This window comes from Thermoflavimicrobium dichotomicum (genome assembly GCF_900114055.1).
GTDB classification, from domain to species: Bacteria; Bacillota; Bacilli; order Thermoactinomycetales; family Thermoactinomycetaceae; genus Thermoflavimicrobium; species Thermoflavimicrobium dichotomicum.
Genome location: NZ_FORR01000005.1, coordinates 167,548 through 178,298, shown reverse-complemented (window position 1 = coordinate 178,298; position 10,751 = coordinate 167,548). Strand labels below are relative to the sequence as shown.

Here is a 10,751-nt window from a genome sequence, read left to right as displayed (position 1 = left end):
TTCTCCACCAGTTGTCTATCAGCTACGAGGCGACTTGGCTCTTACCTCGGTTGGACTTTCACCAACTAGCAATTAACGGCTTGCTGGGCACACAGACACCAAAAACCCGGAACCTTGTACGTTAAGGGTTCCGGGTTTTGTATATTAGCTGTCCCTAACTGAGTGTCGCTTCAAGCACGTCAAGCATCTTGGTCCAGCCAGCCTCGGTGCGGCTCGCGAAGTCCACCCAGTTCGGGTGCAATTCGTGGGTCAAGGTGAGCTCACACCCGTTCTCTAGCGGTACAATGTCGATGATTACGCGACTGCTATCCCCCACATTCGCTACCCCCCAGGTGAACACGAGGCGGCGAGGCCGGTCGATTTCAAGATACTCCCCTACATGGTCAATTTCCTGTCCTTGTCGACGCACAACGAAAGAGAACGAGCCTCCCACGCGCGGAACAAGAGAGATGCGCACGACTTCTTCTTCACGTTCAGGATAAGCAGGGCCGAACATCCATTTGCCAATCATCACAGGGTTCAGCCAAGCGTCGAAAACTTGCTCCGGCGATGCGCTAAAGCGACGGGTGATGCGTACATTGACATTCGACTCAAATTTCATCGGATCATCCTTTCTTCTCGGGGGTCGCTGCTTCTGTTGAATGTTTGTCCTCCACGTTTAGATGTTTTTCAAGAGCATCCAGCTTGTCGGACCAGAACCGTCGATACGGCTCAAGCCAGTTATCGATTTCTTCTAGTGGTTCAGCGCGTAAATGGTACACGCGTTTTTGTCCTTTTTGGCGAACCTCAACCAACCCGGCTTCACGAAGAACCCGAAGATGTTTAGAGATTCCAGGTTGACTAAGTTGGGTCTCTTTAACCAGTTCTCCGACAGAACGTTCACGTTCTCTCAGAAGATCAAGTATTCGCCGACGGTTGGGTTCAGCCATTACTTCAAAGATTGAACTCCTCATGGTTTCTATATTACCCATCAGTTATATAACCGTCAAGTTATATAAGTTTGGTGCAGGGTGAAAGTCTGGACTGGAGCCGCACCATTCCCTTACCGTTAAGATTGTGTACAGGACTAAAATTTATCCCGCGAAATCCCTCCGCTGGCTGAGAAAATATTACCCTGACTGGCGAATATGTTTGGAATCTTAAACAACGCGTGTCGACTTCACAACCTGCGCCCATTGCGGGAAAAGATCGTGCTACTGAGTATTAAAAAAGTGCTGATTCTGTTTGTAACTTATTTATCTGGGTTATTCTGGAAGATGAAACACTGAGAAAGTGCAAGTGTGGAATTAATCGCTTAGGAGGATCCTATGACTACTGAAAAAGATCATTCAAATAATGCCTTTCGCTTTGCTTACTCATCTCGCAATTTATGGTCGGGCTTCCTGTTCGGCCTTGGTCTTGTCGCCTTTTTTGACGAAACAGTTTTTCATCAACTACTGCATTGGCATCATTTTTATGACAAGTCCACGACCGATATGGGACTGATCTCCGATGGCCTTTTTCACGCTTTTAGCTGGTTTGCGACAATCGGGGGATTGTTTATGTTCGCCGATCTTCGCCGCCGAAACGCATTGTGGCTCACAAGGTGGTGGGGAGGCGTGTTACTCGGGGCAGGTGCATTCCAGTTATACGACGGGACAATCCAACACAAGCTGATGCGGATACACCAGATTCGTTACGTGAAAAATGTGCTTATCTACGACTTGACATGGAATATCATTGCCATTGCCATGATTGTAGCCGGTGCCATCCTCATTGTTCGCACACGACACAGACAACAACAGGAAGAGGCGATCTCACATGAACATTAATAATCACATTCATCACGGCGATGGAATTCACATTTATCTTGCAGATGGGATAGTACCCCAGCTACTCTTGGCACTACCATTTGTGCTGGCATTGGTTATGTATATCCTTGCTGCGGTCGTATCTAGCAGTCGCTACAAACAATGGCCACTATACCGTTACGCCTTCTGGATTTTCGGAATTCTCTGCGCTGCCGCCACCGTGGTTGGACCCCTAGCGAATCGCGCCCATATTGATTTCACGGCACATATGATCGGTCATCTGCTGCTTGGAATGCTCGCTCCACTCCTTCTAGTGCTAGCTGCACCTATGACTCTTGCGCTGCGAATACTCAATGTGAATTCGGCACGATGTCTTTCACGCATACTGAAGAGTTGTCCAGTACGCATTCTTAGCGATCCCATTGTGGCATCCCTCCTTAATGTTGGAGGGCTATGGGTACTCTATACGACTGACTTATACGTGATGATGCAGCAGAATATCATTCTGCATGTGTTGGTGCACATACATGTATTCTTTGCAAGCTACCTTTTCACTGTGTCCATGATTTATATAGACCCGACACCACATCGAACCAACTTCGTCTACCGTGCAATCGTGTTGGTGATTGCTTTAGCTGGCCACGGAATCTTATCCAAGTATATCTATGTTCATCCACCCAGTAATGTTCCCATAGCACAGGCAGAAACTGGCGCATTGTTAATGTACTACGGTGGCGATGCAATTGACCTTGTTCTGATCTTTATACTGTGCTTTCAATGGTTTAGAGCCACCCGGCCTCGAGCATCGTTGTCCATGAGCCAGTCAGTAAACTCGTAAATATCTCAAATGGATCGATGTCGGAAACTTACCAATTCTATACGCAAATGAAATAGGAGGGGTGGATTAGCAAAGCTCAAATTTGGCGCCATCTTTCCAATAAATGAAAAAATGACTTGAGACGCCACTTAGGGAACTCAAGTCATTTTGTGTTTATAAAAGAAAAATCGGGGATAACTCGCCCATAACAACACCTTGTGTCCAGAAAGTCCTCGTTTTTGATACCGCAGCTTCTAGGAATATTACGCAATCCATCAGGTTTAGTTAGACGATCCGGACTACCTGCAGAAAACATCGTTCACTTCGTATTATTGTTCTGATGTAATGCAGCGATGCGCTTCGCGTATCTCCCACGCTTTTCTCCAGACCTTGATAGGCACACTTGAGAACGTCCCCAAGTGTTTCAAATAATTTTGATGGGACTGTATCTTTTCCTTCCCAATTTCTTCACGCAGATGATGAGGACACCGAAAAAAAGCCCCATTACTTCCAAAACCGGCGTGGTATAATTCTCCCCGTTCTATTCATGTAAGATTGATACTCTTCTCCAAACTGATCAAGCATCATTTGTTCTTCTCGCGATACACGCAAGAAATACATTAGCATCAACGACAACAAAGGGGACCACCCTGCTATCCAGTTATGCAATAACAAAACTTGGGCGACTCCCCACATCAAACTAGCTGCATACATAGGATGCCTAACATATTTGTATACTCCACTGGTAATCAGTTGATGTCCTTTCCTTAACTCAAGAGTAGGAGACCAGTTTCGTCCTAAATCAGAATGGGAACGCCAAAATAGCCAGAGGGCTACAAAGGAGACCACTACTCCAATCCATCCCGCCCAAGAAGGAAGCTGGTAATCGGCAAAACTCAGTAACGGAGTGAAGACATAGATTAGTGGAATGACTAGCATCCCGACGGACATCAGAGAAAGCAGGAATATCTCTAAAGTTGTTTTACGGCTGTCAACAATCTGATTCGTTTTAGTCTGCCTACTAAAAGGAGCGCGAATAATGGACATGATTACCAAGCCCGTAAAATAGATGATTTTGAACATACTTTGTCCTCCCTCAACATCTTTTTATGATGGATGGAAGAAACTCATTACAAAGTAAAGGAAAATCTCTAACCTACTTGTGCGAAAGTGCTTACTATCAACAACAGAAAAGGCCACGAGAAGGGTGTCTTCACGCGGCCTTTCTGGCACAGCAAAAATAGCCGTGCTCCTCTGCGATTCTCACTCCCCCTCTCACAACGCCTACGAGGTTAGCTGTCGGATTCGGGTGGCTGAGAGTCACCCTACCCAGGCATGGAACAAATCCACCCCAGGATTCACCCCATGCAGTCCGTGACAGATTAGCCACAGTCTGCAGTTGGTTCCCCCGCTCCCGCGTATTGCGGGACTCAGCGATTTACGAGGATATATTTATTTTTTATCGAGCTCATCATACTCCCCTAATCACTGATTGTAAAGTATCACTTTTCTCAAAAAGAAACGAAAATCCACCATGTCACCTGATCCATGTGCTTGGAGATCCATTTCTCTCTGTTTATCCCCTGTTGAATTCAATCGATCCACAGATAGACAATGCTCATATCGATTCCCATGATTCGATCCGAGTCCAGTGGTTCCTCTTGTTTCTCGAACTGATCGTTGATATTGATGAACCACTTTTTCTTGTAGTACAGAATTTGGGAAGCGCCGAGTTTGTACTCTTTTTCAATGAGCCGATCCAGTATAACCCGTTAAATATTGATGGGCAGAACTGCTTTAAATCTACGGAGGATTGAGTCTTTGGTTTCTTCGCTAATAAGATAATGATGAGCATCATTTTCGGAAATCCACTGATAAGCAGAATGATCTTTACTCAACCGGATATTTCCTGGATCATCTGTGAGTTGAACCTGATAAACGATTTCTACTGTGTGCCTGTTTCCGTTCTCTGAAACATAGGAAAATATTTTATACGGCTTGATGACTTCAACATTTAAATTTACTTCTTCGCGGAATTCCCGTTTCAGCGCATCGCCCGGGTCTTCACCAAAATCTACCTTACCTCCTGGCAACTCGTAGTAACCAGGCAAAAATGTTTCTTGTAAAGACCGTTGAACAATAAGCGTCTTTCCTTGATGATAAATAAATCCTGTACAAACGATTTTCTGATACATTTTCAATCCCTTCATTCCATTTTGATTACCAGTATAATTATTATGAGAGATTAAATAACTTGCCGAAAACAATATTTTGACAATTCACTGAATTAAACTTGAAATTCCGCCACCACCCCTTTCTATAGGCTTTTCCCATAGATATTTTTGGGGCTGGTGGCTCAATTCGATTGTTGGCTTGAGTTGGTAACAATTTTTCTAATATTCATTTTGGTTAATCTGAGGAGGTGCTCCGCTTGGCAAGAAAGGATTATTATCATCAACCCGGTGCTCCAAAGCCAAATTCGTTAGTTCCTGCAGCTTCTGCCGTCGTCACTGATCAGGAAGGCAGAATTGTACTTCATAAGCGAAGTGATAATCACCTCTGGTCATTACCTGGTGGGGTTATGGAACTAGGAGAATCGATCGAACAGACAATCATTCGAGAGGTCAAAGAAGAAACAGGGTTTGACGTGGAAGTTCTGAAATGTATTGGGCTTTACACTGATCCGGGTCATGTGATTGCATTCTCAGACGGCGAAGTTCGGCAACAGTTCTCAATCTGTTTTGCCTGTAAAATCTTAGGGGGAGAGAAGTCGGTAAGCTCTGAATCCACTCGAGTTGAGTTATTTACAAAAGAAGAAATCGAGCAAATGGACTTGCATCCAGCACAACGTATACGTATTCAGGACTTTTTTGCAAATCAAGAAAGGGCGTTTATTAGATGAGTAAAACCGATGAAGTGGTTTAAAACATTAAAAATCAGATAGCCGTTTCATTTGTAATGCCTCCTTGCATGAGTTTGACACCTATAACATTCTGCCATCTGCCCAAGAAATAGAAAAAGACTTGAGTACCCTAAGAGGTGGCTCAAGTCTTTTTGTTTTCCATTCTATTGTAGATGCAATCCATAAAACTGATAAAACTGAAGAACATACGTTTTCATTCTTCTGATAAAAAAATCGACTCCTTGCTTTCTTTTCACACTCCATATTTCAGCCGAAGCAAAAGGGGCCTTCCATACTTACTTTTCATGATGAATAATATAATCCATAGCATCTTATCCGAATCTACAACCGGTACTGGCCAAGAATCCAAATAGGACTCACAGTTTTCGATGGATTCCATAATAGATAATAACGGATGCCTTTCTAAATAATCGTGACTGAATCCCAGCCTGAATTCGATCCCGCAACTGGCTCAAACGTTTAGTGATATCGAATTCAGTTAATGTCGAAATTTTGGTTAGGGAGGTGAGAACATTGGTAAAATCCTTTGGTGAATTGGCTACGGAAATCACCGTCGCTTGGATTAAAGCAAAAGGCGAAGCATCAAACGAGCCGACTGGTGTCCCGGATATAGATGCGGTCAAAGAGTTTTACGATACCATTTTCGATACCATTCAAGATAGTTACAATAAGCTGATTCGTTGGTAGCACCCTACTGGATACTTTTCTATTTCCTTCGCTCGTGTCGTGTCAGTCACGCGACTACAACATATCCTATTTGGGGTAGAGGGAGCATCGGGCAAATTTGGTTCCATTTCTGAAATAAGTGGTAATCAATGAATCAAAGATAAATTGTGAATAACCTGTGAAAATTGTTGATAAATAGAGTGATTCTTTATCGAATAATCCGATTAGTATTGGAACGACCTAAGTATCTTGAAATGCCATAGAGAATTCTCCTGTTCATTTCGTTCCTCCCAAAAACAAAACCCTCCATTTGGGAGGGATTACGAAGGTTCATTTATAGTTAAGTGAACTACATCGCCATTGAAATAGCGAACTTCTCGCTTCATCTGGCGTAGCTACCTACATCCATTCACGAAGGCACGTTCTATGCCTAGTTATGTTGTAGTTTTAAGTCTTTTCGCACTTCGTAACAGATCGTACCACATATTGTTAAGTATCCCACAAAGGGATACCGAGCAACGCTCGCGATAATGATGACTACTTTAGGACTTCTTCACCGGCCTTCTAATCGCGGGATGCCTATGGATTCCGGGCAAGGTCTCTTTCAAGATATAGCATGCCTTCTACACACGTCACTGCGTGCCCGCCCAGCAAGATGGTACCATCATCTTGGAACCGCACTTCAACTCGGCCGTCACGGCCCACACAGCGACCTTGGCTTGCGACGTAAGTCGGTTTCTCGATTAGTCGGAATTCCCTCACGAGCGCTGCCACGCAACCATTACCGCTGCCGCACACCGGATCCTCCGGCACGCCTTCGATAGGTGCGAAGGAGCGTACCTCAATCTGCGGTTGAGTACCTACCGGCGTTAGGCCAAACACTGTCACGCCGGCAACGCCAGGCGGAGTTAGCGCAGCAATCCGGGCCATATCGGGTTGCAGACGCCGCACCTCCTCTGCATCGGTCAATTGCAATGTAATCCACACCACTCCGACGTCGACGGTTGCGCTGGCACGCACACTGTTTGAAGCAATGCCGAGTGCATTTGCAAGCTCGGCCAGCTCCACAGCCGGGATGTCGTGCAGAATGGGTTTCGGTAACGTGAGAAACAAACGATCTCCGTCGATGAGGATAGAAACCAATCCCTTGCCGCACTCCTGTACCAGACGCCCCGTCGTCTTGGGCTTCAATCCGTGCTGCAACACGGCATAAGCTGATCCGATTGTGGGGTGGCCGGCAAATAAAAGTTCTCTCCGGGGTGTGAAAATGCGCAGCCGATAGTCAGCCCGGGGATCAGTAGGCTTGCAGACGAAGGTGGTTTCAGACAAGTTGGTCCATTTGGCGATGGCCTGCATCTGTTCGGCCGGCAGACCGTTGCCGTCGAGCACAACTGCAACCGGATTTCCCTTGAACGGAACGGCCGAAAACACATCAACTTGTTGGAAAGGAATTTGATGTTTCACAACGTTGAACCTCCATTATTCGCTATATCATTAGTTTGTTATATTATACTCTACTCTAGTTGAGCAAAAATGCTTCAATAAATTAATAATTACAAAACGTCCAATTAAATCCCTCCTTTATCGGTTATAGGTATACCAAAGGCTTATCTAGTTTTTATAGCTCCTTTTACTACTTTTTGGTTTGTATTACAAACAAGTTATTACTTTTACATTTATTTACTTTTTGCAAAATTAAAGGCTTCACCATCCTAACAGATGAAAGAGCCTTTAATAATATTTTGCTATGAAATAGAGACTCACTCAAATTCCTTCTAATTGATCCACACGCTTTCTCAAAACTCATTAATCGTTGAATTTCAATACCTTATAGGTACATCATAAACCCCTAAACACCGCATAAATCCTACACTTATTATTGTATCGTTTGAAATCTGAAAATGAAAGAGAAATGTAAAACCCTTGAAAATAGTGAAAAATAAAAGTCGTCGATCTCCGGGGTTTTTTAACTACTCCAGATCGACGACAACAAATAGAACGTTCCATCTGATATCAATTACATCTTCATATTAGTGATTACTGAATCCATCAGTGAGCGTATGCTTGAAACTATTGTATTTGGCAAATTGCAAATTCTTAATAAAGGATATTGTTTCAAAGTTTCGTAATCGTAGCCAACGATCGTTTCAGTAGTATATATTACCAAAGGCATGTTGTTGTTTTTCTGTTTTAAGGTGTCAACAATGAAACGAATTTTAGACGTTTGATTTTCTCCGAAACCATACTTGTAAAGTCATTAGAAGCTAGCTTTGAAATAAATTCTTGTTCATCAAAGGGCATCAGAATTTTTCACTTTTTTCGGCACCAAATACATTTAATTCATTTTCATACATTGCTTCTATATCTTCTTTATCTCCCGTTTGATCCCCGAATATTCCCTCGAGTGATCAATTGTGAAGCGTATTTTTATCATTCCTTTCCTTCCAGCTCTTCCAGAGTATGCTGGATGAGAGGCACCTTCTTTTTGTTCTTTTTATTCGGCTTTCTCCATTGGTCAGCACGGTGGGTCAAATACCAGTTTTTCAACAGTTGGGCGATTTTGAGTCTCACTTCTACTGTTTCATGGATATCTTGCATCCGATGAAGCCATTTATTGCTCAAGGCTTCCATGAAGCGATCGGAATTGCCCTCTGAAAACAAAGTAAAAACGCCTGGACTCTTTCTTTTCTTTTCAGTCTCAAGTCTCGTCATCCGATCGTTTTTGAGATAAACAAAAAGATTGCCTAAGCGATCCACCGAGGAAATAGAAAAAGACTTGAGTACCCTAAGAGTTGGCTCAAGTCTTTTTGTTTTCCATTCTATTATAGATGCAATACTTGATGATCTGAAAATACATTTCGTAGCAAGTTTTATTTGCGTTTTCATTCTATCGTAGTTCCAATCCTCTTGTTATCCTTAGTATACACCCACTTCACCATCCCCTTCAACACTCCTTTTTTGAGCCAATCCTTTAAATGTCGATGTGGTGAACGATCACTGTTGGCTCCAAGACCCCACGTTCCAAGCATATCTGACATAGATAATGATCCCGTGCTAATACCGCTTTCCTTGCTTTCCTCCATACTGGACTATTGTAGAATGGTAATACCTTCTTCCCATTTTTCCAACTCTCCCTTTACCCACATTTCTTAGTTCTAAATTCGTCAGTATTTGTGTTAGTTTTGCAGGATTGAAGGTTAGCGGTATTGTAATATAGTTAGGAAAACAATGTATTTCCTTGTGTCGTCAAAAGAAAAAGACCCTATATGGGTCTGTTTGTGGTTTTTGTATATTTTCAATATAGTGGCTTTATAATGACCCCATAATCTTCCAGACAAAGTTTAAGTTATAATGGAGGAAGAAGAAAGGGGTCGTTTTTAATGGGAAGGAGAAAATGGACAGCTGAACAGAAAATGGAGATTGTGTTAGCTGGAATGGCACCAGGAGCAAATATCTCTGCTGTATGCAGAGAATACGGAATATTACAACCACAATATTACAAGTGGAGAGAGTCTTTTATTCAAGGCGGACTATCTGCCTTGTCTAGTGGTCCATCTAATAGAGAAGGTGAGCTGGAAAAAGAGTTAAAAGAAGCTAAGGCTCTGATTGGTGAACAGGCCATGCAAATTGAGATTCTCCGAAAAAAGACGAACTGGGGTCGAAGGTAAGAACTCGAGGGCTCGTGCAAACCTTAGTGGAAGAAGGGTATTCGATCCCACAAATTACGAAGGCCCTTCGTATTAATCGCACCTATGGATACGAGCTAATAAAAGAGAAAGCGCCAAAAAAGCGTGTACAGAATGACGAAGCGTCGCTTCGTCAAAAGATTCAAGAGCTTTGTGGAATGTTCCCAACCAATGGATATCGGCGGATTTGTGTCTGGTTAAAGAAAAAGTATGGCATCAATGTGAATCATAAAAGAGTATACCGGATCATGAAAGAGCTTGGTTTGCTAAGCAAACCAGCACATTACCAGGCTAAGCGAAAAAAGAAAGGCGGAAAGATCCCTGTCTCACGATCCAATGAGCATTTTCAAGTGGACATGACAAAAATCTGGTGTGGTCAAGATGGCTGGGGCTATCTCTTTGCGGTTATTGATGCATATGACAAAGAGATTGTCGGATACAAATTTTCACGATTCTGTCGCACTGATGAGCTTCTTTTTGCTGTTGATCAGGCTCTAAACAACCGATTTCCTTTTGGTACACAAGGTAAAGGTCTTACTATTCGGAGTGACAATGGGTGCCAAATGACGAGTCGTCGCTATATGAAAGCACTAAAAGATGCAGGGATTAAGCAAGAGAGAACGGGATACAACAATCCTGACGCAGACGCTTATATTGAGCGCTGGTTTCGTACTCTGAAAGAAGAAACGGTTTGGCTCCAAGAATATTCTTCCTTCTTGGAAGCCAAAAACGATATTGATCAATATATAAAATTCTACAATGATGAGAGACCACATTCTGCTTTGGGATATTTATCCCCTAAAGAGTTTCGTCAATCTATAACTTCAAATGTTGCTTAAATGTCTGGACATACGGGGTTCATTAAGCAT

At 43.1% G+C, this 10,751-nt stretch carries 12 protein-coding genes and 1 riboswitch; of the genes, 6 read left to right on the top strand and 6 right to left on the bottom strand.

Annotated elements, in window-relative coordinates:
* Positions 1-154: 154 nt before the first annotated feature.
* On the bottom strand, positions 155-601 hold the full coding sequence (locus BMZ78_RS07675) for an SRPBCC family protein (RefSeq protein WP_093229289.1): 447 nt from the start codon (positions 599-601) through the stop codon (positions 155-157).
* Between the two features lie 4 nt (positions 602-605).
* Positions 606-953, bottom strand: coding sequence for an ArsR/SmtB family transcription factor (locus tag BMZ78_RS07670; protein ID WP_093229272.1), 348 nt, complete (start codon positions 951-953; stop codon positions 606-608).
* A gap of 354 nt (positions 954-1,307) precedes the next feature.
* On the opposite strand from BMZ78_RS07670, the gene BMZ78_RS07665 reads away from it, so the two are divergent.
* Together BMZ78_RS07665 and BMZ78_RS07660 are read left to right on the top strand one after the other, a co-directional pair.
* Entirely contained in the window at positions 1,308-1,811 is a 504-nt protein-coding gene (locus BMZ78_RS07665; RefSeq protein WP_093229270.1) for a DUF2243 domain-containing protein, read from the top strand.
* Entirely contained in the window at positions 1,801-2,628 is an 828-nt protein-coding gene (locus BMZ78_RS07660; RefSeq protein ID WP_093229269.1) for a cytochrome c oxidase assembly protein, read from the top strand. Before BMZ78_RS07665 ends, BMZ78_RS07660 begins: the two co-directional genes overlap by 11 nt.
* Positions 2,629-3,111: 483 nt before the next feature.
* Here the strand turns inward: BMZ78_RS07660 and BMZ78_RS07655 are convergent, their stop codons facing one another.
* Complete coding sequence (locus BMZ78_RS07655; protein WP_093229267.1) at positions 3,112-3,690, bottom strand: protein-S-isoprenylcysteine O-methyltransferase; 579 nt, start codon at positions 3,688-3,690, stop codon at positions 3,112-3,114.
* A 184-nt stretch (positions 3,691-3,874) separates the two neighbouring features.
* Positions 3,875-4,053, bottom strand: a riboswitch (cyclic di-AMP (ydaO/yuaA leader).
* Positions 4,054-4,379: 326 nt separating this feature from the next.
* The gene (locus tag BMZ78_RS07650) at positions 4,380-4,802 is read right to left on the bottom strand and encodes an NUDIX hydrolase (RefSeq protein WP_175482356.1); all 423 of its coding nucleotides are present in this window, start codon (positions 4,800-4,802) and stop codon (positions 4,380-4,382) included.
* 236 nt (positions 4,803-5,038) lie between these two features.
* Between BMZ78_RS07650 and BMZ78_RS07645 the strand changes: the two genes are divergently transcribed.
* Positions 5,039-5,509: an NUDIX hydrolase gene (locus BMZ78_RS07645; protein ID WP_093229264.1), complete on the top strand. Its 471-nt coding sequence runs from the start codon at positions 5,039-5,041 to the stop codon at positions 5,507-5,509.
* Positions 5,510-6,043: 534 nt separating this feature from the next.
* On the top strand, positions 6,044-6,217 hold the full coding sequence (locus tag BMZ78_RS18750) for a hypothetical protein (RefSeq protein ID WP_175482355.1): 174 nt from the start codon (positions 6,044-6,046) through the stop codon (positions 6,215-6,217).
* A 558-nt stretch (positions 6,218-6,775) separates the two neighbouring features.
* Here BMZ78_RS18750 and BMZ78_RS07640 read toward each other — a convergent pair.
* Together BMZ78_RS07640 and BMZ78_RS18530 are read right to left on the bottom strand one after the other, a co-directional pair.
* Complete coding sequence (locus BMZ78_RS07640) at positions 6,776-7,660, bottom strand: PhzF family phenazine biosynthesis protein (RefSeq protein WP_245739779.1); 885 nt, start codon at positions 7,658-7,660, stop codon at positions 6,776-6,778.
* Between the two features lie 966 nt (positions 7,661-8,626).
* Positions 8,627-8,818 (bottom strand): hypothetical protein, encoded by a 192-nt coding sequence (locus BMZ78_RS18530; RefSeq protein ID WP_139203288.1) that lies wholly within the window; start codon positions 8,816-8,818, stop codon positions 8,627-8,629.
* 758 nt (positions 8,819-9,576) lie between these two features.
* Here BMZ78_RS18530 and BMZ78_RS07625 point away from each other — a divergent pair.
* Together BMZ78_RS07625 and BMZ78_RS07620 are read left to right on the top strand one after the other, a co-directional pair.
* Positions 9,577-9,864: a transposase gene (locus tag BMZ78_RS07625; RefSeq protein WP_093229260.1), complete on the top strand. Its 288-nt coding sequence runs from the start codon at positions 9,577-9,579 to the stop codon at positions 9,862-9,864.
* Between the two features lie 14 nt (positions 9,865-9,878).
* Positions 9,879-10,721 (top strand): IS3 family transposase, encoded by an 843-nt coding sequence (locus BMZ78_RS07620; protein WP_093229258.1) that lies wholly within the window; start codon positions 9,879-9,881, stop codon positions 10,719-10,721.
* Positions 10,722-10,751 lie beyond the last annotated feature (30 nt).